We start from the raw sequence: 24,085 nt of genomic DNA, 5'->3' as shown, positions 1-24,085 counted from the left end.
CGGAACGACCGCCAGGACCGGTTCAGGGCGAAGTCGACGGGACGTCAATGGACACTTCCTGGCCCTCGGGCGGGGCCGTCGGCACCTGTGTCGGTTCCTCCGCCGTGGCGGCGTCGTTGGCCTCCATGCGCTCCACTGCAGCCCGTTTTTCCTCCACCGTCTCCAGGAGAAATTCGGTGGTCGGGGCCGTCTGCCGTAGGAACGGGCTCGGGAAGAATCCGAGAACGAACATGAGCACGATGAGCGGCACCATCAGCCCAAACTCGCGCCCATTCAGGTCCGCCATCTGCGCGTTCGCTTCGTTGGTGAGCTCGCCGAAGAAGGTGCGGTAGACCATGTGGAGCAGGTACATCGCCGCCAGGATGACGCCGGTCGTCGCGAAGGCAATGAGCACCGGACTGTCAATCACGGGACTCTTGAAGGACCCGAGCAGGATCAGAAACTCGCCCACGAAGCCGTTCAGGCCCGGCAGCCCGGCCGAGGCGAGCACGCTAATTACCATCAGGGTCGTAAGCACCGGCACAGACGTCGCCAGCCCGCCGTAGTCGTCCATCAGGCGGGTGTGGCGCCGTTCGTAGAGCATCCCCACCAGCAGAAAGAGGGCCCCAGTCGAGAGGCCGTGGTTGACCATCTGGATCACGGCCCCCTGCATCGCCTCCGTCGTGAAAGCAAACAGCCCGAGGACGACGAACCCGAGGTGACTGATGGACGAGTACGCCACGAGGCTCTTCGCGTCGTCCTGGACGCGGGCCACCAGCGCCCCGTAGATGATGCCGATGATGGCGATCACCGCAAAGAGGCCGGCGGAGCTCTGCGCCACGTTCGGGAAGAGCGGCAGGCAGAAGCGCAGCAGGCCGTACGTGCCCATCTTCAGCAGCACCCCGGCCAGGATGACCGAGCCGCCGGTGGGGGCCTGCACGTGGGCGTCCGGCAGCCAGGTGTGCAACGGAAAGAGCGGCACCTTGATCGCGAACGAGAAGGCGAACACCGCGAAGAGCCAGCCCTGCACCGCCAGCGGAATGTTGTACTCCAAAAGCGTGTACCAGTCGGTCGTGAACACGCCGTTGTTGACGGCATCGCCCGCCGCGTAGCCCAGGTACAGGATGCCCACCAGCATCAGGAGCGACCCCACGAGCGTGTAGATCACAAACTTGACCGCCGCGTAGATGCGCTCCGTGCCCCCCCAGATGCCGATGATGAAGTACATCGGGATGAGGGTCAGCTCGAAGAAGATGTAGAAGAGAAAGAGGTCGAAGCTCGTGAAGACCCCCGTGATGCCCGTCTGCAGAAGCAAGAGCAGCGCGTAGTAGCCCTTGTGCTTCTCGCCGATGTAGGTCCAGGACGACAGCACGACGATGGGCCCCAGGAGGGTCGTCAGCATCACGAGCAGCAGGCTCAGCCCGTCAATGCCGACGAAATACTTGATGTCGTAGCCGTCCGGCAGCCACCCCGCCCACACGTCTGCCAGCTGCGGGGCCAGGGCCGTGCTCACCGACGGGTCGTACCCCACAAAGAGCCCGATCGAGAGCAGAAACGTGGCGAGCGTGGTCGCCAGGGCCGTCCACCGGATCGCGGAGGCTCGCCGCAGAGCAAGCGTGAGGACCGCCCCGAGGGCCGGCAGGAAGATGACGAGGGATGTGAGATGGGGAATGTTCATCAATCGTGGCAGTGCCTAATCGGCAAACAAGAAATCACCGGGGAAATCAGTACACACTCAACGGCCGCACAGGACGCCCCCATCGCCCCACGAGGAGCACCTGTCCGGTCAAGGGGCCTCTTCACACGCCGTACAGCATCAGCCCAATCAGAAGCGCGGCCCCGACGGTCAGCGCCAGGGCATAGTTTTGGACGAGGCCCGTCTGGACCCGACGGAGCAGGCCACTCGCGTTCTGGGCGGTGTCGGCCACCCCGTTTACGGCCCCGTCCACCACGGTCGTGTCGAACGCCGCCAGGCCCTTGCGGGCCACCCCGTTGATGAGGGAGTCCACGACCACCTCGTTGTAGAACTCATCCCAGTAGTACTTGTCCGTCCAGGTCTGGTAGACGCCCCGGAGCCGTCGTTTGAGGGCGGCGTCGTACCCCAGCCCCTGCGTCAAGTAGACGCGCCAGGCGTAGTACACCGTGCCGAGGGCGATGACCGAGCTCAGCAGGATGAGCCCCCACTCCAGCGCCAGGGGCACGTGTCCCTGCACCGACGCCTCCGCCACCGGCCCGCCGTACTTCGCGCCGAGGTAGTGGTGGATCCAGTTCCAATCGCCCCCCTGAACGACAGCGGGCAGCCCGATGAAGCCGCCGACCAGGGAAAGGAGGCCGAGCGTCCAGAGCGCCCCCGTCATCGTGGACGGCGACTCGTGGGGCGCCAACTGGTCGGAGAGCGGCCAGCGGGGCTCTCCCTCAAAGGTGAGCACGTAGGAGCGCATCATGTAGAACGCCGTGAGCACGGCCGTCAAGATCCCCACGACCCACACCGCCATCGCGTAGGTGGAGCCGTCGTAGCCGTATTCGAAGGCCTTAAATAGGATCTCGTCCTTCGAGAAGAACCCGGCAGTGAGCGGAATGCCCGAGATCGCCAGCGTGGCGAGCAGGTAGGTCGTGCGCGTGGCAGGCATATACTCGGCGAGCCCCCCCATCGTGCGCATGTCCTGCGGGTCAAAGTCGCTCGGGTCCCGCCCCTGCTCCTCCAGGCCGTGCTCGACCTCCTCCATTCCGTGAATCACGCTGCCGGCACCGAGGAAGAGACAAGCCTTGAAGAAGGCGTGCGTGACGACGTGGAAGATGGCCACGAAAAACGCGCCTACCCCCGCCGCCATGAACATATAGCCCAGCTGCGAGACCGTGGAGTACGCCAAGACGCGCTTGATGTCGTCCTGCGCGACGGCAATCGTGGCCGCCATCAGGGCCGTGGCCGCCCCCACGATGGCGACAATCATCATGACGACCGGCGCGCCCAGCACGAGCGCCGAGAGGCGGGCCAGCAGGTAGAGCCCACTCGTCACCATCGTGGCGGCGTGGATCAGGGCGGACACCGGCGTGGGGCCGGCCATCGCGTCCGGCAGCCACACGAAGAGCGGAATCTGCGCGCTCTTGCCCGTCGCCCCCACGAAGAGCAGGAAGACGATCCAGTTGAGCGTCGCCTCCGGAAGATTGGGCCCCTCCGCGAGCAGCACGTCGAAGCTCAGCGAGCCGAGCTCCCGAAAGACCAAGAACATGGCCACCAGGAAGGCAACGTCGCCCACCCGATTCACAATGAACGCCTTGTTGGCGGCGGCGCTGTTGCGGAGGTCCGTGTACCAGAACCCGATCAGCAGGTACGAGCACAGCCCCACCCCCTCCCACCCCAGAAACAGCACGGGCAGGTTGTTCGCCAGCACGAGGTTGAGCATGGCGAAGATGAAGAGGTTGAGGTAGGCGAAGAATCGCCAGTACCCATCATCTCCGTGCATGTACCCGATCGAGTAGAGATGAATGACGCCCCCGACGCCCGTCACGACCAACGTCATCAGAAGCGAGAGCTGGTCCACCCGGTAGGCAAACGACAGGTCCAGGTCCCCCGCCGCCATCCAGGTGAAGTAGTCCGCCACGATGGGATCGCCGCCGAAGGTCACGAACAGGTAGACCGTCAGGACGAACGGGATCGCCACGACCGCCGTCCCAATCGTCCCCAGGAGCGTCTCCCGGGTGCGAAGGTGTTTCAGAAAGAGCGGCGCCACGCCGTTCAGGACCGCCCCAGCGAGCGGCAGAAGAAGAACGAGACGAAGCAGATCGGCAGAAGTCATCAACGCGACAAGGTCCGATGGTCAAAACGGGCGCAACAAAGACGTGGCGCGGCGACTAGTGCTTGAAGAGGTTGATCTCCGTGATGTCCACCGTCACCTTGCTCCGGAAGATGGCAATCACGATCGCGAGGCCCACCGCAGCCTCGGCGGCCGCCACCGCAATCGAGAAGAAGACGAGCAACTGGCCGCTCGGGTCCCCCATCGACTGGCTAAACGTGACCAGCGTGAGGTTGACCGCGTTCAGCATCAGCTCCACCGACATCAGCACCACGATCGCATTCCGGCGGAAAAGGACCCCGAACGTGCCGATGGTAAAGAGCACGGCACTTAGGGCCAGGTACCAGTTGGGAGCAACGTCCATAGCAAAAGGGTCGATACTGGAGTGCGGGATGTCGCGTGCGGCGGGCACGTCGTGGCAGAGGGCCGGAACGCTCCCCCTCCACACGGCCGCGGCTACTGAAAACGGCGCTGGGCAAGCAGGACGGCCCCGACAGTAGCGGCCAACAACAGAATGCCCGCCACCTGCAGGTGAAGGGCGTAGCGGGTGAACAAAATCTCGCCCAGGCTCGCCGCGCTTCCGACCTCCGCCGCGGCCTCCGCCCCTACCGGATCCATCCCAAGCTCAAACTGCAGGGCCACCACGTACAACAACTGGCTCAGCAGGGCGAGTCCGACCGCGAAGCCCCCGACGCTGCTCCACTCAATTTCCTCCAGCCCGGGCAGGGCCGACAGGTTTAGCAGCATGATCACGAAGAGGAAGAGGACCATGATTGCCCCGGCGTAGACGAGAATCTGGATGACGCCGATGAACGACGCATTCAACGTCAGGTACAAGCCGGCGATACAAAAAAGGTTGAGCACCAACCAGAGGGCGCTCGACACCGGATTGCGGGCAATGAGCATCCCGAGCGCGGCAGCTACCGCGACGGTCGCCAGCAAAAAGAACATGGAGGGTGCGGCCATAAGCCCTAGCGTCCTAGCGGAGAAAACCGTCCTGTGCGAAAAGGCCCGGAGAGCGCCTCCGAGCGGAATGGAACGAATCCGTGATTGTCCACCGGGCGCAAAGTAACGCGGCACCGACGTAGGGGCAAGATACGGGGTGGTTAATCATGCATGAATTGAACCTGCCCCCCCTCCGCGTGCAGCGCCTCCGTCCCTACGCCCGGAGAGAATGCTCGGGGATTTGGGAGACGGCCCGTTGTCCATTCGCGTGGACCGGAATCTCGGTGGGCGCCACGTGCAGGGCTCGGTCGAACGCCTCTTCAAAGAGGGCCCCGTGCTCCTCGGCGGCCCACACCTCGAGCTGGGGATCCGCTTTCGTGGCGGCAAGCACATGCAGCGCCGCGTCGGTGAGGGACGTACGCAGCGCCACCACGTTCTGAAAGTGGCTCCGATCCAGGTTCTCCGCGACGCGCAGGAGGGCCGCAAGCTGGCGTACGCGACGCCGACGCCGCGGCGGCAGGCGGCCATAGCGTTCATGCGAGGGGGCCGGTGCCGCGCCACGATGGTACCGGGCAACCAGGGCCATGATCGCCACCTCTTCGGCCCGGAAGCCCTGGAGGTCGGCGTGCTCGATGAGATATCGGGAGTGTTCGTGGTGCTTATCGTGCGTGACAAGATAGCCAACATCGTGCAGGAGGGCCGCATACTCCAGAAGCTCCACATCGCTCGCAGGCCCGTCGTAGAGCGGGCGGCACACGTCGAACAGGAATGTCGCCGTGGCCGCCACATGCTGGGCGTGCTCCTCCTCCCACTGAAACCGGTAGGCCATTTCGTGCACGCTGCGGCGCCGGGGATCCCGGAATGGAGCCATGCGCTGGAGGCGGTCGTAGTTTGCATCCAGGAAGTGAACCACCATCCCTTCCCGTAGGGCATTCGGCGAGACCGCGAAGTGACGCAGCGAGGGCAACCCTGCACAGACCGTATCGAGCAACACGGCCCCCGCCCCAATCTGGTCGACCCGTCGCGGCTCGATGGCCGGGTGGGTTCTTCGCTCTTCGGCCGTGGCTTGCATCACCCCGCGAAGGGACGAGCGCACATCCGGGATCGGAAACGCCGCCTGAAACGGCGATCGGTCCGGAATGTCCGCCTGCGCCAGGGTCACTCGGGCCAGGCTTTTCATGGTGCCGGAAGACCCCACGACTCGGCCCACACCGTGCTCCCGACACGCCGTCACCACCCCTTCCAGCATGCCCTTGAAGTGCGCCCGCAGACGCGCCTGTTCGTCTTCCGACATCGGATCCGTCGTCACGAACTGCTCGGTCATGCGGGCCGCCCCAAGCTTCAGGCTCGTGCTGTAGACCGGCGTGTCGTCGTCCACGACGATGAACTCGACCGATCCGCCCCCGATGTCCATCACCAGCGTAGGCTCGGTAAACTCTTCGGTCCGACTGACCCCTTGAAAGATCAGCCTCGCCTCCTGCTCTCCACTGATGGGCCGGATGCGAAGCCCCAGCTCTTCGCGGGCTCGCTCGATGAAGGTCCCGCCGTTGCTCGCCTCCCGGATGGCACTCGTGGCAAACGCCAGGTACTCGCGCGTGTCCCACCCGTCAGCCAGTAGCTTGATGCGGGTGAGGGCATCCAGTCCCCGCGCCATTGCGTCCTCCGGCAGGCGATTGGCGTCGAGCCCGTGCTCGCCGAGGCGCACCATCTCTTTCAGCCGGTCCACCACCTGATAGCTGCCGTTCGGGTGGGCATCCACGATGATGGCGTGGAAGGAGTTGGTTCCAAGATCGATTACACAAACCCGGACCGGCGACGCCGCCTCGGTGGCCCCGTAGGTGGTTTCCGGAAGGAGAGTACAGGCGGCGCGCTCGTGGGAAGCGGACATGGATGCGGATTGGGGTGCAAAAGCGAGCTCGTGGACGCAAGTCCCCCGCTGGTGGGAAACCCGATGATGTATATGCATCCCCGCAACGCCGGTTCGTTGCAGCCGTCCCTGTGATCCCTGGCCCAGGCTGCGCCGATGCTCTGCCGGGGCTCGTTCCAGTTGGGATTGGTAGCTCCCTATTCATATCTTATTCTTCGTGTGCGTCGTCACACTACACGACAAAAATTCGAGAGGGAGTGGCGCCCCCCCTCAATGTTGGCGGAAACGGATTTCGTTGGCAGTGCTGCGCCGGCTTGTCTCCGCCATATTCGGAGAGATCCTTCGGCTGACAGGCGTCAGCCTCAGGATGACTCGGGCTGCAGAATTTTTGTCGTGCTGCAGGGGGCATCACACCGTTCTCGGTCCCCCTCTGATCGGCAACAGACGTAGATGAGGGGCACACCACAATCGGCAATCCGACAGTGCACGTTGGGCTTTAGGCAGCTCTAGCTATCCGTACTCGTATGACTGCTTCTATTTCTGGAACCGGCCACCTGCGAATCGAAGCAGACGTGTCGTGCGAGGTGCTGCTCGACGGGGACCCGTTGGCGTCACTCGAAAAAGGCGACGTGGAGACGGTGGAGCTGCTGCCCGACTCCTACGACCTGGAGGCTGAACGTGACGTCGGCCCGCACTGGGAACAGACCGTACGTATCCAGACGGACGCGAAGACCCATGTCACCATCCCCGCGACGGATTCGGGAGCTTCCCCGTCCCCCCCAAAGGAATCGGCCCCGACAATTATTCGGCCCGGGGACCCGGAGACCCGTCCCGGCTCGAACGACCAAGGCAGAACGAGACGCTTTGGGTTGGGGCTTCTGGCCCTCCTCATCGTGGGCCTCGGCGTGTACAGCCTCCGCCCACAATGGGCCGATGTCGTTGTCGACCGCACTCGCGAGATCGTAGGAGCCTCTCGAACGTCGGACCTAGTCGTAACCCAGGAGGATACCGCCGCGGACATACAGCTCGCTGCTTCCCCGGACGCCGCGGTGTCCGTGTCGCTTCTCGATCCCCCGGCCCACGGATCGCTGCGCTTTTCTGCCGACAGCAGCGCCGTCACGTACCGGCCCCTCCCTGACTTCGCGGGCCGGGACCACTTTCGCTACGTCCTGCGGTATCCCCAGCGCGTAGACAGCATTCGAACCAGCGTGCGAGTCAAAGCCGTGCCGGACGCCCCCCGGGCAAAGGCCGATCAGGCACAGACACCGGCAGGGAAGGCCGTCACGATCAACATTTTGTCCAACGACACGAGTCCGGACTCCCTCCCGCTCCACCTCACAGACGTACCCTCTGTGTCCAACGGCAAACTGAGCGTATCGTCCGACAGCACCCGGGTCACCTACACTCCCGCCGATGGCTTCACGGGAACCGATACCCTCCGGTATACGGTCGCCGACCCGCGGGGAAAAACCGACGAGGCGGCGGCGCATGTGAGGGTAGAGTCCCCGGCCCCCACCCCGTCGGACCTCGACATACAATGGGCGCGGATCACGAGAGGATCATTCGTGATGGGGTCGGACCGAGGCAGTGCCGACGCCCGCCCGTCTCATCAAGTCAAAATTACGACTCCGTTTCGGATGAGTGCCCACGAAGTCACGGTTCGCCAATTTCGGATGTTCGTAGAGGCCACGGGCTACGAGACCGACGCCGAACGGCTCAACGGGGCCTGGCGGGCATCGAGCCGCGATAGCCTCCGCACACCGGGCCTCACGTGGCGGAACCCTGGGATCGAGCAGTCGGACGAGCACCCCGTTGTCAACGTCAGCTGGAACGACGCACAGGCCTTCGCGGAATGGGCGGGCGGACGACTTCCCACGGAAGCGGAGTGGGAGTACGCCGCTCGTGCAGGGGGGACGGCCGCCAAACTGCCGGGCGACTGGGCAGAAACGACGTGGTACGCCGAAAATGCGAGCGGAGGGACGCACCCTGTGGGTCAGAAGGCGCCCAATGAGTGGGGGCTGTACGACGTACAGGGAAATGTTTGGGAATGGACACAAGACTGGTACAGTCCCGAATATTATCAGAGGAGCTCCGAGGAAGACCCCCGAGGCCCTAGTTCGGGAGAGCTCCGGGTATGCCGTGGTGGAAGTTGGTACAACGACGCCTGCTGGCTCCCGACCCGCAACCGAGCCTCCCCGACATACCGCGCCAACAACATTGGCTTCCGGGTCGTCCGGCCGATCAATGACGCTCCGCCAAGTTGACCCCGACGAGTCCGGGGGAGCTGATCCCCGAAGTACTTCCTCCCACGTCTCCATCATGCCTTCGCCCGCTCACCATGCGCGGTTCTTCTGGAATCAAGGCCGTCGCGGCGTTGCCGCTCTCGAAGACGGGCCCGCTGTTGCCGCCCCCTCCCGCTCCTTCTCTCCAGGAAGCGCTGATGTAGGCCCTTGAGGAATGTACTCGGTTTCTTCGACGGTTCGGTTGATGTACACGACGTCGTAGATCACCGAGTCACTCCGAACGACATACACCAGATCCCGTGTCCGGACGGTGTCGGAGGGCCCTCCCGGGGGGGCTTGGTGTCGCAGCGCCTGCTCGTCGTAGTCCCACATCTCGAAGGTAAATCCGCTGGCCGTCTTCTCCAGCAGGAGACTTACGGCTTCTCCCCGGTAGTTGCGCTGCACCGTTTCAAGCACATCGGCCATGATGCCATTCTTGGCCCTCTCCGGCGGGGGGGATGGAGGCCCAGGCGGATTTGCACCTGTGGTGTCCGTCTGGACTGTGTCCGGGCGAAACGTTTCCGCGGGGGCGTTGGCACCGTCGTACTGAAATTCCGATTCCAGGCGCCAGCTCCTCATGATGTCCTGAACCCGTCCAGTTACCAGCGAGGGGTCGATGTTGAAGGTTTCTCCGCTCGGATACACCACGACCAGGTCGTCCGGGCCATATCCATTTCCGGTCACGTCGATGACCTCCACCCTCCGGATGGAGTCCTGAGGAATCTGTGGGGTGATGATCAGCTCGGTGAGAAATTCGTCGATCGCAGCCCGATCGGAAAGCTGTGCCACCGGTCGCGTGACCTGGGTAAAGTCGGCCCGTTGTGCTTGCCCGAGGGCCTTCCCTCCCCACCCCATCCCCATCCATCCGAGGGCGATGCAGACCAGTACATAGCGTGGAATGCTCGTCATGGCTTCTCTTGTGACGTTCATCAGCTAGCGGCCGCTCGTTTTCTGATCTTTTGAAAGACTTTTTGATATTGTAGGGCCTTCTGCCGATTCCCGAGGCGCCGGTGCTGCTTGACCAGATTTCGGTAAAGGTCCAGTTTGTCCTCCGTCGCAAGCACGTCCGGCTCGTCCGCGGCTCGCTCCAGGTACTGTACGGACTTCTCAACGTTGTTGCGAAGCAGCTTTCCGGCCTCCAACTGAGCGAGGGGCTGGCGCTCCCAGGGGACCTCGGCGGACTGTTGAAAGTACGTCAGGGCCGTACGTAGATCCTCGCTCCGCTTTTGCCGACCCAAGTTCAGGCAAACCGTGCCGTACGTGTCGAAATACTGCTGATAGGTGGAGTCAACCGGGGCGCCATTCGCATCCACTTCGGTCCGTTGAAACAGAGACTGCAGCCGATCAGCGGCCCGGGCTCGTTGTTCATTCTGATATTCAGCCTGGGCAAGACGCCAGTCGATTTCGTCGCGGGCGGACTGCGTTTGAAGACGGGGCTTCAATGTCCGAAAGCCCTGGACCGCCGCGGCATACTTCCCACGGCCCGCAAGGGCAGAGAGAGAATCGCGCGCAAAGCTGGCGTCGATGTTTCCGTCGTCCCAGGTTACCCAGCCCACCCAGCCCTTCGCGGTCTCCCTCTGCTCGGACGTGCTGGCGTATTTCAACGCCCGCCGATACCCCTGGAGAGCAGGGTCGGTATTTCGCGCATAACGGTGCGCATCCGCCTCCGCAAGGGCGTACTGGAAGACACGCGTAGTGTCCACCCGTCGATCACCATCGAGGGACAGTTCGACCGATTCGAGGTACGTGTCTCGGGCCTGGCGATAGTTCTCCGCGGCCTGCCCGTACGCGCCTGTCTCGTAGTAGGCGTTCGCGAGGTTGAGGAACGGGGCCGGCTGGTCTTTTCGGAGCCGAACGAGCTTTTCGTAAATGTCAATCGCTTGCTGGTAGGCCTCTTCCTCCCCGAGGCGCTCGGCTCGACGTTGGTAAATCTGGGCCAGTCGGTTCCGTGTGGCATCATCGTAGGGGTTCAATTGAATCGCCTCCTCGAAGGCCGACTGGGCCCCGTTGAGGAGGTCTGTTTGGAGCTGACGCAGCCGGGTGCTGTCGAGGTCGGCCGCCTTCGTGACCTTCAGGTATTTCTGTAGCGAATCGGCCCCGCGGTTGTACGCCCGGATGGCCGCATTTCGCTTTTTCTGACTGACACTGTCGACCTCCGTCGTGTCACTGCCCATCTCCAAATACCTCCACAGGGAGTCGCTGATCTGCACGAGCGACTGCCCCTCCCGCGCCCTCGCGCTCGCCCGCCGCTGCTTGTCCAATGAGACAAAGGACCGGTCGGCCAGGGAGTCCGCTCGTCGCGCCGTGCTCGTGTCCACCCCGGGGGGCACCGACACGCTCAAGGCCGCCGCGGCTGAGTTCTCCGAGGCAGAACGGGGCGTAGAGGTCGTCGTAGGGCTGCTCGACCCGCACCCAATCAACAAGACTCCGACAAGGAAGGAATAAACAAATCGATTCATACCTCAGAGCATGCCTAATTTTTATTCTACGTCTTTTTTCGCCCGTTTCCACCACGAGAGGAACACATCATAGAACCGCTCCGCCTCTTTTCCCCGGGGGCGCCCTTCCGTTCGGACCCCGACGATGCTGTCCTCACTTCGTCTCACAGGACCGGCCCGAAACTTTCGGCTCTGCTTCTGAAAGGAACGGTCCACCAGATACTGCGCTCGCTCGTCTTTCACCAAAACGATGTGCACCTCCTTCAGGCTCTCCTTGCACATCAGGTACAATTCGTATCTTTCTCCTTCTGCCTCAATGGAGCGAAGCTTGGAAGACAGATGGTCGGCCCGGTACTGAACCAGCTGTTGAACACCAGGTGGCAGTTCAGCGGGATGATTCTTCATCCACTGAATCAGCTTGTTGACCTCGAGGTTGCCATAATCTTCCTGGCTGACGTCTTTCAGGGACACCTCCACCGAGGACCCGCTCTCGCCGCCCGCCTGTCCCTCGCTCCCAGCGGCCACCTCGCCCCCGCCCCCGAAGTCGTCTCCCGAGGCATCTCCTTCTCCCGACCCAGAGCCCTCCGCAAGTGCGATGTCCGTTCCTTCCGATCCACTGGTGGCGCTCCCGCTCTCCCCGCTCGGAAGGGCCGCCGTGCTGGGATCATCGAAGGTCTGGGCGCCCCCCGCCTCCCCCACCTCGTTCCGCTCCACCGCCACCGAAGCATTCCCCCCCGAGGTCTCCGACTGATCGGGATTGCGGCTGGTCTCGTTCGGGGTTTCTGAGGGGGAAGGATCCACGTTGAGCCCATCCGAAGAGAGGTCGGGGGCCTCCACGCGCTCCGGGGCCTTCTCGGGCTCGGCGTCTTGCTCGGCTTCCTCGGGGTTCTCTTCTTCCTGCGACTCCGACTCGCTTTCAGACTCCTGTTCGGGCTCCGGTTCGGAATTCATGTCCAGATCGGCAAACCGCTGTGGGTCGAGTTTCCGGAATTGCTCCTGCGGGCTCGTGAAGTCCGGGACGCTTACGACCCCGACGAAAAGCGCGGCAAGGGCCACCACACCCATCGTCGTGAAGGCCGCCACCCTCCTCTGCCGAGATTTGTCATTGCGGGGGTCCGGCGAAATCATGATCTACAATTGAAGGGGCTTTTTGTGGATGTTCTTCGGGATCCCCAGGCGTTGGCAAATGTCGAGCACGTCGACGGTGTGCTGGACGGCTGACTCTTGGCTGGGCTCAATGAGCACAACCGCCCGCCGTCCTCTCTGCGAAACGTTCTCCCGTGCTCGACGAAGGCAGCCTTCCAGGCCCGATTTATCAACACGGCTGCACTCAACAGCATCCGTCTCGCGATTTACGACGTTGTAGGTTCCTCCCTTTCGGGCTTGTACGCGCAGAATTGTGACCTCTTCGGTTTGCTCCGACTGGTTCTGCTGATCGTCCCCGGACATCTCTATGTGAGAAAACGTGCTGATATCGCTTACCCATATGAACCCGAATAGGATTATAAGCCCGATGTCTATAAACCGCACCAGAAAGCCAGTATTTTGCATGGCAGTGAGCCCGTGGGGGCTATTTTGTCTCGACCTCTATGGATTTGCGAAGGCCCATTTCGTCACAGAGCGCGGCGACCTGCATCAGATACTGCATCGGGGCCCTGTGGCTACTGCGGACTCGGACTTTCAGGGAAGGCCGACCAAATTGGTCAATCTTTTCCCGAAGAAATCCCGTCAATTCCGGGAGGGAGTGAAGCATTCGATTTTCCTCCCCAACCTGGAGTGTCCCGTTCGTCTGGATCCCCACGAAGAGAACACGCTCCCGGACGATCGGCTTGTCCGGGGTCTCTGTGCTCTCTGGGGGCTGTATGTCACTGGGATCGATGCGAGAGACACTGATCATCCCAAACAGCAAGATGAGCACGATATCGACGAACCGAAGGATGTATCCGGCCTGGCCCATAGCTCGATCTCATTGTTTTTCAATCATGCACCGGAAAACACCCACTGAATGCCGTCCCTCAGTGAGTTTTCATCTCAACAACACGTCTCGTCCAGTGCCCACTGCCCACAGTGCCTCCCCCCCAGTCACAGCTCGGACATCGCAGGCGGCGTGGGGCTACTGCTCAAGCGCCATCGCCTGGAAGCTCACCTTCTCGTCGCCAACCACTGCAGACACGGTATTCAGGCCGGGCTTCTCCCCGACCCAAAACGTTGCGGCCGCCTCCCCCGACTCATTCGTGGGCACGGCGACGGAGGCCTTCCCCCTGTCAAATCGGCCCTCCCCCGACTCCACCTGAAACTTGACCTGGTGGTCCGGAACGGGGTTGTTGTAGGCGTCAAAAATTCTCACGCTAAGCGGCTTCGGCAAAGGACTCCCAACTTCGGCTCCCTGATTGTTGCCCCCCTGTGCGTACCGCTTCGGGGCGCCCGGGTGGGCCCGGACGCTGAGGTGAACCGTCGTTCCCGACGCATCGGCAGACGGAACATCCGCAACGGCGCTGCAGGGGCCGGGGGCCTCCGGGAGGCACCAATCAAAGGTGAGCGTTCCATCGTTTCCAGTCCGCCGGGTGATTTGTGACCGACCGTCCTCAAGGTGTCCGCTTCCGTCCTCTACCTCGATCTGGACCACCTCGTCCGCAACGGGCTCTCCGTCTCCGCCCTGAAGTTTCACCGAGATGTCCGTGAGGGACGAAGCGACGGGGACGGCCTCGGACAACTCAGCAACGTCCAATTGCTTCGGGGTTGGCTCCGTAGCGACAACGGGGGAATCTGTATGCTCCGCGACCGGCTGCCCGGCCCCGGATCCTCGCTCCGACGCGAATTCGTCTTCGGGAGGGATCGCCGCCGGTGCCTGAGCCTGAGGATCGGGGCGGCCCGACTGAGTGGATTGGGACCCAGAGGCCCGCGCCTCCGCCGGAGGCACTTCCGCGGAAGACTCGGCCCCCGACGCCGCCGTCCCATTCTGACTCAGCCCCAGCTCCAGAAGCCGGAAGCGGAGCTCATCGGCCTTGTCCTCAATTTGGTCGAGCCGATTGTCGAAGAAGCTATACACCTCTGTCGAGATCAGATTCAACGTGATGCTCACGACGAGGCCCAGCAGCGTCGAGACGAGGGCAATGCCCATCCCGGCAAGGACCCGTTGCTCGTCGTCGATTCCTCCGCCCGTAAACACGCGAAGAATCCCCCACACCGTCCCCAAGAGCCCCACGGCGCCGGCCGTGTCCGCAAGAAAGTCAATGCGCTGTTTGAAAGTGCCGAATCGCTCTCTCTGGAACTGTATGAAGTTGGCGATCTCTTCGTGGAGCGTGCCCGCATCCTTCGTGGTCTGAAACACATTCAGCATCGTCGCCTGCAGGTCGGCAAGCATGCTCTTCTTCTGATTCGCGACCAGCATGGCGATGCGGTTCATCTCCATGCCCTCCAGGGAGGCCTCCTCCAGCTCCTGAGCCGCCCGTCGGTCGCTGTACAGTTCGTAGAGCTTGGCACTAATCAGAAACAGGCCAATCCCAAGGAGCCCGAAAATCGGGTACTGGAAGCCCCCCGCCTCCCCGATCAGGTCCCAGAGCAGAAACCCGTCGCCGGATCCCAACCCAGTGTCCGCGGCGGCCGACGTAGTATCCGCAGCCTGCTGTGCGAAGGTCGGCGGGACAAGTCCCAGAATGCCCCCAAGGGTCACGAGGAAAATCCCGGATCGAAGCCAGAGGCGCCGTGCGCGGTGTCGAATCATGGGTGTGCGACGTTACTTGTCAATTCGAAGTTCGAGGGCATCCGACGGGGCGTCGACTCCCTTCGGATTCTCAGTCACCTCAATCGTGACCTTTCGAACGGTCTTCTGAACCGTGAATTTCTGCCGCTCCGACTTGTAGGTACCACTCGGGCCTTCCCATGCAAGCTGGTACCGGTAGACCCCCTGGTCGAGAGGTTCGCCCTGCTCATCGGTCCAGGCCCATTCGATCTGTTGTGTCGGCGAGCCCGATCCCCGAAACGTTCGTACGACCTCTCCGGCCCCGTCCTCCACGGTCAGCGTCCACACGCCATTCTCGTCCGACAGGTAGGGGTAGAGGAGGGTCAGCGTCGTGCTCTCAGGATTAAGAACCGACCGGGACTCCTCGCGGGGAAGGGCTTGGCGGTTTCGGGATTGGGGCGTCGGACTGTTGGCGGGATTCACCACACGGACCTGGTCGGACGACACCCCCGTCTCGGCCCGCACGCGGTTGTAAAGGCCGTACGCCTTGACGCTGTCTTGGTCTTTCTGCAAAACATCAAGGGTAGACGGCGTGCCGTCCTGCAAGCGGCGCCCGACCCGCGAAAGGGTCGAATCGTACTCCGCCGAAAGCACATCCATCACCTCGATGTTCTCCGGAATGTCGTCGGCGGGCCGTCCCCTCGTGCGCCCCCGATGGGAGGCGATGGTGCTGTCCAGTCGCCCCAGGGCCTCCCGGGACACGTTTTGGAGCACGGCCTGGGGCACATCGATTTTCCGCTCGACGCGCTTCTCAAGGTGCTGAAGAATCTGATGGCCCGAGGCGACTCGCAGTCTTGGCTCCGGCGAGGACTCGACCGCCGATCGGTTGGCCTCCATCACCATCGACGGAGCCGACGGCCTCTCGGGCAGTTCCGGGGTCCGCCCAAACTCGTAGAGCACCGTAAATTGATGGGACCCAGTTGATGCTCCCCGCAAATCCGACGTGGGGACGTTGTACTGGTAGTTCACACTCAGAGGGCCGCTGACGTGCAGCTGTCCCTCAATGCGACCGTTGTTGAAGCCGGCATCGCTGCCGACTCGGATGAACGACCCGTCGGTCGAGTACGCCTCGATCCCAAGGCGCGCGTCAAGCCCGTACCGGGAGTTTGTAACCTCGGCACGGGCCCTCACGGCCCCAACCCCGTACGAGGCGCCCCCGAAGAATTCGGGCTGCGCCTGGAAGCTGTCTCCACCAAGCGCCAGATTGGGACGATTCAAGTTTCGGCCACCGACCGCAAGATTCAGGTTCGGGAGGGGCTTGGCAAAGAGCCCCACCGTGCTCGTCCACGTCGTCTTGCCGGCCCCTCCCCCAATTACGGGATCTTCCCCAACCCCAACAAACTCCGACTGATTGTACGATAGATTCAGCGCCGAGACCCGCGCCCCGATGGACAAGAAGCGGAAGATGCGGCCGGTTACACTCGCTCCGAAGGCCCCCTTCTTAAAAATGGGCGAGTCGAAGTATCGAACGGTGCCGCCCACCCCAATCCGATCCCCGATGAGAAACGGTGTGGACCCGCCCACGAACCCTTCGCGCAACGGAACTCCCGACTCGCTTCCCACTCCGACCTGGTGGGCCTTGATGCCCAGAGCAACCTGCGGACGATGGAAAGAAATCGTGGCTGGATTCTGAAGCATGGACTTTGGATCATCAAGGCCCGTGGACGGCCCCGTGATAAACTGCTGCCCAAATGTGGGCGTGCCCCACGCGGACACGAGTAGAGCGGCCACGAGGAAAGAAGCTTGGCGCAATGAAGAAACGGAGGTCATCCTACTGCAGAGTGCGGTTTCGGAAGACGCGGTGCTCATCTGGACAGGGAGGCTCGGCTTAGCGGGCCAGGACAACATCGCCCGACGCTACATCTTGTCCCCCATCCTGAACCACATACAGGTAGGCCCCTGGAGGCAACCGTTCCCCGCCATCGTCCCGTCCGTCCCACTTCAGCGCTCCCCCCTCCATCTGCCTGAGAGTCCGGACGAGCCGCCCCTCAAGGGTGTAAATCTCTACGGCGGGCTGGTCCAACCCGAACTCCTTCACCCTAAACTCGACCACGTTGTTGCAACAGTCCCCATTGGGGGTGAACGGGTTTGGCTGAACGGGCAACTGGTCGGGCAACTCCACTGTGAGGGACAGCGGGGCCGTGTTGTTGTCTTCGACCTGCTCGGTGATCAGGTCGTCCGTGTCCACCTCACAGGTAATCTCGGTGGGCCCTTCTTCGGAGAATACCACCTCGACGGTCGACGTCTCTCGAGTTTCCCCCACAGCCAAACCGGTATCCGTTCCTGCGTCCAGGGAGGTACCGTCCCGACGAATCTGCCACTCGAACGAGTTGTCGACGCGAGTGCCCCCCTGATTGCTATACCTGCACTGGACGCCTAAGGTATCGGAGACCCGCACGGGGCTCGACTCTTCCTCGTCTACGAAAAAGACCTCCTCCGCCACAAGATCGGGACGTGGGGGACGCGAGGATCCCCTGAGCACCACCTGTACCGTTTCTTGCTGGTCACAGCTGCTGCTCTCCAGCGTCACCCGGACGGTCTCTTTGAAGGACGAATTGGGCGCTGTCGGCGCGAACCGGACGGTCACTTGTTCCTCCCCGCTTCCGGAGACCGACGAGGGGGCGTCAGTGACCTCAAACGGGGTGCCGTCCAGCCCTTGAATCCCCTGGATGTCGGCGTCGTCATTCCCTGTATTCTGGATGGTAAATGATTTGGACGAGGCATTTCCTTCAATGACCTCGCCGAATTCGAGGGTCTGCGGGCTCGCCGATCCCTCGATGCCCTGCCCGGTGCCCTCCACCTTGATGGGAAGCGGTACGGGCGGCGTGTCCCGGCCGCAAAATTGCGTCTGCTCGTTCGCCTCGAGCACCAACCGCTCGTCGTATTCTCGAATATCCTCCGGGGAGAACACGATGGGAACGTCCCTGGCCTCTCCGGGTCGCAGCGTCACCGGGAGAGAAAGGGCGTCTCCCACGGCAAACCCTGGGGGAATGGACGACTTCCGAAGTACGACCTCAGAATTGCTGACGTTTTCGACCTCCACACTGTCAACGCCCTCCTCGTCAACGCACACCCCACCGAAGCTAAGGGGAGGATTCGGGGTAAGCGCAACCGGGCCCGGACGCCCCCCCTGGTTGGTGAACAGATTCAGCGTCGTGCCACGGGGGCCAACGACCGCAAGGTCCTGACTTCCGTCCCGTTCAACGTCCAGCCCCACGATCCCGACCGGCGCACTGCTCGTCGAAAGCACAGAAGGGGAGGTCTCGTACCCATTGTTTGAGTTGCGCAGGACCTGCACCTCGTTGCTGGACCGGTACGAACTGATCAGGTCAAGTTCATGGTCGGATGCGGCCCCTGCGTTCACGTCGGCCAACGCCGTTCCGAGCGCCGGCCCGTCCGGGGCCGACGGAAGCGAAGTCGAATCGCGGAACCCGAAGGAATTTGCGGGATCATTTTCGAAGAGAACCACCTCTCCCCTCCCCTGTCCACTGACGATCAAGTCCACACGCCCGTCCCTCCCCCCGCTCACGTCATTTGCAGCAATGGATGCCGGCACGAACCCGAGATCAATCGTGGCGGCTTGGGAAAATCCGCCCGCCCCGTTGACCTCATTCTCGAGAACAGAAATCTGCTCTTCTCCCGCACTCCCCACCAGTATATCCAAGTTGCCGTCCCGATCGATGTCTCGGGCAGTCAGGCTCGTCGGGGCGGCTCCCACAGGGATCTTGATCGCCGAACGCTCAAACGCGGCGGTGCCGTCGTCCGCGTTCAGGTATACGTGCACTTCATCCTCCCCGAAGAGCGAGACCGCAAGGTCCTGTGCCCCGTCGCCGTCCAGGTCCGCGATGGCCACGTCCGCAGGCCGGGATCCGGTCGAGAAGCGCTCGGCCTCCTGAAACGTGCCTCCCTGGTTCGAAAGGACGGTCAGACTATCCGAAAAGCTGCTGACGGTCACCAAGTCGGGCAACCCATCATCGTTGAGGTCTCCCCCCGTCAGTGTTGTTGCCCCAGGAACAGAAACGGAGACTGAACTCGACCGGTTGAGATTGGGCCCAAACAGGACCTGAACCTCTTCTGCTTTCTGGTTGACAAAGGCCACGTCGGTCCGAAGGTCTCCCGGGTCGGCGTTGTCCAGTGGACGGTTGAACTCGGCGGCAAAAGGGGCAGACGGAATTTCGACGGATCCAAGCTTGGCGACGGCTTGGTCCTGACGTCCCTGGCCGAAGGAGACAGAGGCCGTCTGCATAAACCTCCCCGTTCCGTACTCCGTCCGCACCGTAAACTGCCAGGTATACGGGTTCCTGGGGACTCCTCCTGTGCTGCTAACATCTCTGGGCACAGTGACCGTGACCGTCTCTCCAGGGCGAAAGGGGCAATCGGAAATGAACAGGAGTGAGTCTGCCGGCGTCCCCGAGACCTGGATGGTTCCTTCGTGGCGACCAAACCGGCTGCCGAATACGCGAAGGGTGTCGGTATTGGCAGACACCGTGATGGGACTGTCGAAGGCAACGGCAATCGTATCGGTCGCCTGAGCCACAATGGAGTTTGCGTCCGGCTCTACGCCTTGTATCCCCGACGACTGAGCATGGCCCGTTTCTGGGAGCGAAAGAATCAGACCAAGAACGAGTCCACCGGCGAGGTACACCAAGAGGGATCCGCGCATCAGATGGCAACTACCTGTTGTCGTCATCCGTCAGTTCTTTGAGCTGGTCGGTGTATTTTTGTGCCTCCTCGTCCTGATCTAGGTTGTGATAGGCAATAATCAAACTCTGAAGGGCATCTTCGTCCTCCGGGTGTTGCTGGTACAGACGACGATATGTCTCTGTCGCGGCATGATGCTTTCCGAGCGCAAGATATGTGTCTCCCAGCGCGTGGAGGACCGAGCGGTCCGGAGTTTGGGCGGCGGCAAGCGTCTCCAACTGCGATCGTGCCTCCTCGTACTCTCCTCGCTGGTGCAAGGCAAAGGCGAAGTCTCGCCGCAGTTCTTCTGAGGGAGTCGTACTCAGAGCCTCCCGGAACCGCTCTTTCGCCGCTGAGAATTGATCCAGTCGAAGGTGCGCGTAGGCCAACCGTTCGACCACTTCGGGACGGGACTGACGAGCCGTTTCGGGGTCAAGCCCGAGAGCTCGCTGGGAGTACCGTACCGTCTCGGCGTAGGCGCCTCGTCGGAAGGCGAGGGCCGCAAGATTGTTGAGGGTCTCCGCGTCCGGCTCCAAGTCTAGGGCCTCCTGATAGGCCTTCTCGGCCTCGGCGGCCTGGTCGGCCTGCACGAGGGCATGCCCGAGGGCCCGGTGCGCGGCCGCGTCGTCCGGAAGAAGGAGCGTTGCATTCCGATAATGCTGTACGGCGGCCTGATAGGATCCAGACTGGTCGGCCTCTCTTCCCTCCTGAAACTCCTCTCGGCCGTGCTTTTCTCGCAGAAACTCGATCTGCTCTTCAAAGCGGGGCGAGAGCTCTCTCGATGTCTCCAAGGCCGCCACCGCGTCTTCGTACGCCCCCCGCCGCACTTGGACGCGCCCGAGCAAGAAATGGGCCTCGGCGTCTTGGGAATTGCGCTGGGTGGCGCGCTGAAGAAGTTGGGCCGCCGATTCATAGTCCCGCGTCTGCTCGTACTTGCCAACACGGCGCGCGAGGTCACTTTCGCAGCCCATGGCAGCTCCCCCAATCGCGAGGAGCAAACAAAAAACCAGGCGCTTGGGCGCAGTTTCTCGCATACCACGAACAAACTCCAGCGTCAGGACTTGGGGGCAACGGTGAGGCATCGTGTGCCTTGTATGGTCGCATCTGCGAGAGCAACCAGTAGTGCTTCCTCACGACACCGTCGTCCTGCTGAAGGGGAAATGTAAAGAACCCCCAAACTGAGGGGCCTCGCCGGTGCGCAGTCGGCCTTTACGTATGCAGGCCCGGCAGGCCTCGCCCCACCCATCCCTGTGGGTTCGAGTCCCTGTGGGTTCGAGGAACCTGCTTCAATTTATGTCAATTTATGTCTCGGGGCGCCGCCCCACAGCGATGGTCTACAAATCGCCTCCGGTCTCGGGCAGTCGTTCCACTACAGTCCTCCCCCCTGCACCGATGTTCGACGCATCGATGCTCGCCCCCCATCCGACCCAGAATCCAAACAGGTTCTAAACGAAGGGGCGACAGGTCTGCCCGAGTCCCCGTTTCCACGAGATCATCACCGGCCACCGTGTCTCTTCCACTACGAACCCGGACGGTCTGCAACTTGGCCAGGAATGGCAGACTCGATGGCCGCCATCATTCCTTCACGGGATGCCCCTGAATTCCACCGGATGGCCCGCAGCTCCTCCCGGTGTGCGTATACCCAGTGCGAGAGCAGGCGAATTTCGGTCGCGTCTCGCTTGGAGAACGTCGTGGGCGGATCGGTGTCTGCGTCGAAGACTGACCGGCAGCGCTCGCGCAGGTGGGTCCGCTGCTCCGGCGACAGCGGTAGGGGGCACACGATGGACTCCTCAAACCGCCCAAAGCGCACCAGGATCACGTCCGCCCGGTCCGGCCGCTTGGGCGCGCGATGCACCAACGCCGCGTGGTGCTCTCGCACCGGCGCCGCCGCCACCCGCTGCTTCTCCAGGATGCGCTCCAATTGCTCCCGCGTGTCCCGAAGCTCGGCGGCCTTCTCGAACTTGAGGTCGTCGGAGGCCCGTTGCATCCGGGCCTGCATCTCGTCGAGCACGCGCTGGTCCTGTCCCGTAAGGAAGGCCTGCACGCGCTCGACCACCGTGGCGTATGCCTCCGGGTCCTCCGTCTCGCACGGCACGGTGCACCGGTCCATGTCGGCGTAGAGGCACCGCTGGCCGAGGTGCAGGCGCTCGTCGTCGCACTCGCGGAGCTGAAAGAACCGACCGACCACGTCCACCACCATCTCCGCCTGCTCGGTGTTGCGCACCGGGCCGTAGTACTCGGCGCCGTCCGCCTCCAGCCGGCGGGTCCAGGAAATCGTCGGGTACTCGTGGGCCGTATCCAGGCGGAGGAAGGGACGGTTGTAGTAGCGCCGCTGCGCGCGGTTGTAGCGGGGCTTTTCCGCCTTGATGCGGCGCGACTCCAAGAGGATGGCCTCCAGCTCGGTATCGGTCGTCGTCCAGTCCACCGACCGCACCTTCTGGAGCATCTTTCGCTTGCGGGCGCCGCTCGACTCGACCGCCGTGAAGTGGCTGCGGAGGCGATCGGGCAGGCGCTTGGCCTTGCCGATGTAGAGAGGAGTCCCCGAGCTGTTTTTCATCACGTACACGCCCGGCGCGTCCGGGACGTCCGGGAGGACCTCGTCCCGGATCGACTCGATGTGCCCCGGCACCTCCCGCACCGTCTGGTAGCTCTGGTGCTGAAAGCGCAGCAGGGCCTCGACGGTCTCGACCTCGTGCTCGAAGGCCAGCTGGCTGACGAACCGTCGCAGCACCACGCTGGTCGCCTCCGCGTCCCCAAGGGCCCGGTGTCGCCCGTCTACGTCGATGTCGTAGAACTGCGCGAGCCGGCCGAGGCCCTTCGAGTCGAGTCCCGGCAGCAGCCGGCGGGCCAGACGAACGGTACAGAGCGTGTCGTTGGAAAGCGTCTCGTCCCCGATCCGCCGCAGCTCGGCGTTCAAAAAAGACACGTCGAACGAGGCGTTGTGCGCCACGAGAATGCCGTCCCCCAAAAAGGCGCGGTAGTCCGGGAGAACGTCTTTGACGGGCGGCGCCTCGAAGACCATCCCCGTCGTGATTCCGGTCATCTTCGTGATGCGCCCCGGCACAGACTCCTGGGGGTTGACGAGCTGCTGAAACCGGTCGATCACCGTTCCGTCCTGCACCTTGACCGCCCCAACCTCCATGATCCGATCGTCGTCCGGCGTGGTGCCGGTCGTCTCCAGATCGGTCACCACGAACGTTGCGTCGGCAATGGTCATGCTATTGGGAGCGCTTCGGGGTCAGGTGTTCATGCTTGGCCTCAAGACGGGAGCGGGGCGGCAGGCCGTACTCAAAATCGTACAGCGCGGCCTCCCAGGATCCGTATTGCGGATTCGGGAGGACGATCCAGCGGGTGCCCCAATATTTTCGGAAAGACCGGGCCTTCACACGGCGAGCCGACACGCTTGTGTCTGCCGCCGCCACAAAGTCCCCGAAGTTGTCGCCTACGAGCAGAAGAATGCGGTATCGCTCGGCGACCCACTGGCGGCGTGCTTTCTTCGGGGTCCAGCCCGCCTGTTCGCCCTGGGTGAGCACGACGTCCGGGGCGTCGTCCACCGGAAAGCCAAGATTTCGCAAGTTGGTGCGGGTGGCCGCCTCCAAAGACGCATCCCGGTTGGTCAGGTAAATCACCTGTACGCCCTGGGCTGTGGCCGCCTGCGTGAAGGCACGGGCCCCCGGCACCGGGTCGGCCTGTTCCTCCCGAACCCAGTTCGCCCAGCTTTCTGCGTCGTACGCAGCGTCGTCACGAACGAGGCGGGCCTGGTAGGGACTGTTGTCGAGCACCGTCTCGTCGACGTCGAGCACCACGGCCGGGGGCTTCTCGCTGTAGGCGTTTCCGCCTCGATTCGCCTGTTCGACCGAAGCGGTCCACAGGCTGTCGGCCAGCGCGCGCCGCATCATGATCTCCGCCACTCGGTACGCCTGTCGGGCCGTTCCCTCGTACTCGACCGCGGTCTGGGCCCAGAGCGTGCTGTTCAGGAGCGGGTTGCGGAGGGTCGCCGTCCGGGCGAGGCTGTCGGCCCGGGCTTCCAGCGAATCGATACGGGCCCGGAGAGCAGACGGGTCCTCGGTGGGGGGGCCGGACCGAAGGGTCTGACAACCGGTCAGAACGAACACGAATGCGAGCGCAAACCACGCGGCGCGTCGGGACACAGGATGGCACAATCAATTCCAGAGACGGCGCGGCGATCTTGCCGTGCGGATCGGCAAGACAACCACACACAACATATCTGGAGTGTCCTCCAGGGGCAACCCCACCCCGACTTCTTCCGGTGAGATTACACCACGGGGGCCTTGAGCCGCCCGCCAAAGGAACGATGTGGCCGTTAGGAGGTGCACAATGACGCGAGGTTCTCCCTG

The 24,085-nt window shown here is 63.0% G+C and carries 17 protein-coding genes; 1 reads left to right on the top strand and 16 read right to left on the bottom strand.

The features are described from left to right. Positions 1 to 22 precede the first annotated feature (22 nt). The 5 genes from B7R93_RS12515 to B7R93_RS12495 form a co-directional block, all read right to left on the bottom strand. Positions 23 to 1,657 carry a complex I subunit 4 family protein gene (locus B7R93_RS12515; protein ID WP_103021097.1) on the bottom strand — a complete coding sequence of 545 codons (1,635 nt, stop codon included), beginning with the start codon at positions 1,655 to 1,657 and terminating at the stop codon, positions 23 to 25. Positions 1,658 to 1,778: 121 nt separating this feature from the next. Beyond that, positions 1,779 to 3,776 carry an NADH-quinone oxidoreductase subunit L gene (nuoL, locus tag B7R93_RS12510; RefSeq protein ID WP_103021096.1) on the bottom strand — a complete coding sequence of 666 codons (1,998 nt, stop codon included), beginning with the start codon at positions 3,774 to 3,776 and terminating at the stop codon, positions 1,779 to 1,781. 55 nt (positions 3,777 to 3,831) lie between these two features. After that, positions 3,832 to 4,137 carry an NADH-quinone oxidoreductase subunit NuoK gene (gene nuoK, locus B7R93_RS12505; RefSeq protein WP_103021095.1) on the bottom strand — a complete coding sequence of 102 codons (306 nt, stop codon included), beginning with the start codon at positions 4,135 to 4,137 and terminating at the stop codon, positions 3,832 to 3,834. Between the two features lie 92 nt (positions 4,138 to 4,229). Beyond that, the gene (locus B7R93_RS12500) at positions 4,230 to 4,739 is read right to left on the bottom strand and encodes an NADH-quinone oxidoreductase subunit J (RefSeq protein WP_103021094.1); all 510 of its coding nucleotides are present in this window, start codon (positions 4,737 to 4,739) and stop codon (positions 4,230 to 4,232) included. Between the two features lie 193 nt (positions 4,740 to 4,932). After that, positions 4,933 to 6,606, bottom strand: coding sequence for a Ppx/GppA phosphatase family protein (locus B7R93_RS12495; RefSeq protein ID WP_103021093.1), 1,674 nt, complete (start codon positions 6,604 to 6,606; stop codon positions 4,933 to 4,935). 503 nt (positions 6,607 to 7,109) lie between these two features. On the opposite strand from B7R93_RS12495, the gene B7R93_RS12490 reads away from it, so the two are divergent. After that, entirely contained in the window at positions 7,110 to 8,849 is a 1,740-nt protein-coding gene (locus B7R93_RS12490) for an SUMF1/EgtB/PvdO family nonheme iron enzyme (protein ID WP_103021092.1), read from the top strand. A gap of 93 nt (positions 8,850 to 8,942) precedes the next feature. On the opposite strand, the gene B7R93_RS12485 is transcribed toward B7R93_RS12490, so the two are convergent. The 11 genes from B7R93_RS12485 to B7R93_RS12435 form a co-directional block, all read right to left on the bottom strand. Then, positions 8,943 to 9,776, bottom strand: a complete 834-nt coding sequence (locus B7R93_RS12485; RefSeq protein WP_157942298.1) for a hypothetical protein — start codon at positions 9,774 to 9,776, stop codon at positions 8,943 to 8,945. A 20-nt stretch (positions 9,777 to 9,796) separates the two neighbouring features. Next, positions 9,797 to 11,326, bottom strand: coding sequence for a tetratricopeptide repeat protein (locus B7R93_RS12480; protein ID WP_157942297.1), 1,530 nt, complete (start codon positions 11,324 to 11,326; stop codon positions 9,797 to 9,799). A gap of 21 nt (positions 11,327 to 11,347) precedes the next feature. Beyond that, entirely contained in the window at positions 11,348 to 12,388 is a 1,041-nt protein-coding gene (locus B7R93_RS12475) for a hypothetical protein (RefSeq protein ID WP_232798402.1), read from the bottom strand. Positions 12,389 to 12,436: 48 nt separating this feature from the next. After that, positions 12,437 to 12,856 (bottom strand): biopolymer transporter ExbD, encoded by a 420-nt coding sequence (locus B7R93_RS16370; RefSeq protein WP_103021088.1) that lies wholly within the window; start codon positions 12,854 to 12,856, stop codon positions 12,437 to 12,439. A gap of 19 nt (positions 12,857 to 12,875) precedes the next feature. Next, on the bottom strand, positions 12,876 to 13,262 hold the full coding sequence (locus B7R93_RS12465) for an ExbD/TolR family protein (protein WP_103021087.1): 387 nt from the start codon (positions 13,260 to 13,262) through the stop codon (positions 12,876 to 12,878). A 156-nt stretch (positions 13,263 to 13,418) separates the two neighbouring features. Continuing rightward, complete coding sequence (locus tag B7R93_RS12460) at positions 13,419 to 15,029, bottom strand: MotA/TolQ/ExbB proton channel family protein (protein ID WP_103021086.1); 1,611 nt, start codon at positions 15,027 to 15,029, stop codon at positions 13,419 to 13,421. Positions 15,030 to 15,041: 12 nt separating this feature from the next. Beyond that, on the bottom strand, positions 15,042 to 16,778 hold the full coding sequence (locus B7R93_RS12455) for a hypothetical protein (protein ID WP_157942295.1): 1,737 nt from the start codon (positions 16,776 to 16,778) through the stop codon (positions 15,042 to 15,044). Between the two features lie 97 nt (positions 16,779 to 16,875). Beyond that, a complete protein-coding gene (locus tag B7R93_RS12450) occupies positions 16,876 to 19,710 on the bottom strand; it encodes an FG-GAP-like repeat-containing protein (RefSeq protein WP_198598676.1) in 2,835 nt (944 codons plus the stop codon). 10 nt (positions 19,711 to 19,720) lie between these two features. Beyond that, complete coding sequence (locus B7R93_RS12445; protein ID WP_198598675.1) at positions 19,721 to 20,698, bottom strand: tetratricopeptide repeat protein; 978 nt, start codon at positions 20,696 to 20,698, stop codon at positions 19,721 to 19,723. A gap of 548 nt (positions 20,699 to 21,246) precedes the next feature. Continuing rightward, entirely contained in the window at positions 21,247 to 22,944 is a 1,698-nt protein-coding gene (locus B7R93_RS12440) for a DEDD exonuclease domain-containing protein (RefSeq protein WP_103021082.1), read from the bottom strand. Position 22,945: 1 nt separating this feature from the next. After that, positions 22,946 to 23,878, bottom strand: coding sequence for a 5'-nucleotidase, lipoprotein e(P4) family (locus B7R93_RS12435; RefSeq protein ID WP_232798401.1), 933 nt, complete (start codon positions 23,876 to 23,878; stop codon positions 22,946 to 22,948). Positions 23,879 to 24,085: the final 207 nt, after the last annotated feature.

Source organism: Salinibacter altiplanensis (assembly GCF_002894645.1).
Taxonomy (GTDB): Bacteria; Bacteroidota; Rhodothermia; order Rhodothermales; family Salinibacteraceae; genus Salinibacter; species Salinibacter altiplanensis.
Note: the sequence above shows the minus strand (reverse complement) of the source record. Positions and strands in the feature narration are given on the sequence as shown.

What these genes read in the sequence shown, in the direction of transcription:
- B7R93_RS12515 (WP_103021097.1), bottom strand. Translation starts at nt 1,657, where the DNA reads ATGAACATTCCCCATCTCACATCCCTCGTCATCTTCCTGCCGGCCCTC.
- nuoL (WP_103021096.1), bottom strand. Translation starts at nt 3,776, where the DNA reads ATGACTTCTGCCGATCTGCTTCGTCTCGTTCTTCTTCTGCCGCTCGCT.
- nuoK (WP_103021095.1), bottom strand. Translation starts at nt 4,137, where the DNA reads ATGGACGTTGCTCCCAACTGGTACCTGGCCCTAAGTGCCGTGCTCTTT.
- B7R93_RS12500 (WP_103021094.1), bottom strand. Translation starts at nt 4,739, where the DNA reads ATGGCCGCACCCTCCATGTTCTTTTTGCTGGCGACCGTCGCGGTAGCT.
- B7R93_RS12495 (WP_103021093.1), bottom strand. Translation starts at nt 6,606, where the DNA reads ATGTCCGCTTCCCACGAGCGCGCCGCCTGTACTCTCCTTCCGGAAACC.
- B7R93_RS12490 (WP_103021092.1), top strand. Translation starts at nt 7,110, where the DNA reads ATGACTGCTTCTATTTCTGGAACCGGCCACCTGCGAATCGAAGCAGAC.
- B7R93_RS12485 (WP_157942298.1), bottom strand. Translation starts at nt 9,776, where the DNA reads ATGACGAGCATTCCACGCTATGTACTGGTCTGCATCGCCCTCGGATGG.
- B7R93_RS12480 (WP_157942297.1), bottom strand. Translation starts at nt 11,326, where the DNA reads ATGAATCGATTTGTTTATTCCTTCCTTGTCGGAGTCTTGTTGATTGGG.
- B7R93_RS16370 (WP_103021088.1), bottom strand. Translation starts at nt 12,856, where the DNA reads ATGCAAAATACTGGCTTTCTGGTGCGGTTTATAGACATCGGGCTTATA.
- B7R93_RS12465 (WP_103021087.1), bottom strand. Translation starts at nt 13,262, where the DNA reads ATGGGCCAGGCCGGATACATCCTTCGGTTCGTCGATATCGTGCTCATC.
- B7R93_RS12460 (WP_103021086.1), bottom strand. Translation starts at nt 15,029, where the DNA reads ATGATTCGACACCGCGCACGGCGCCTCTGGCTTCGATCCGGGATTTTC.
- B7R93_RS12450 (WP_198598676.1), bottom strand. Translation starts at nt 19,710, where the DNA reads ATGCGCGGATCCCTCTTGGTGTACCTCGCCGGTGGACTCGTTCTTGGT.
- B7R93_RS12445 (WP_198598675.1), bottom strand. Translation starts at nt 20,698, where the DNA reads ATGGGCTGCGAAAGTGACCTCGCGCGCCGTGTTGGCAAGTACGAGCAG.
- B7R93_RS12440 (WP_103021082.1), bottom strand. Translation starts at nt 22,944, where the DNA reads ATGACCATTGCCGACGCAACGTTCGTGGTGACCGATCTGGAGACGACC.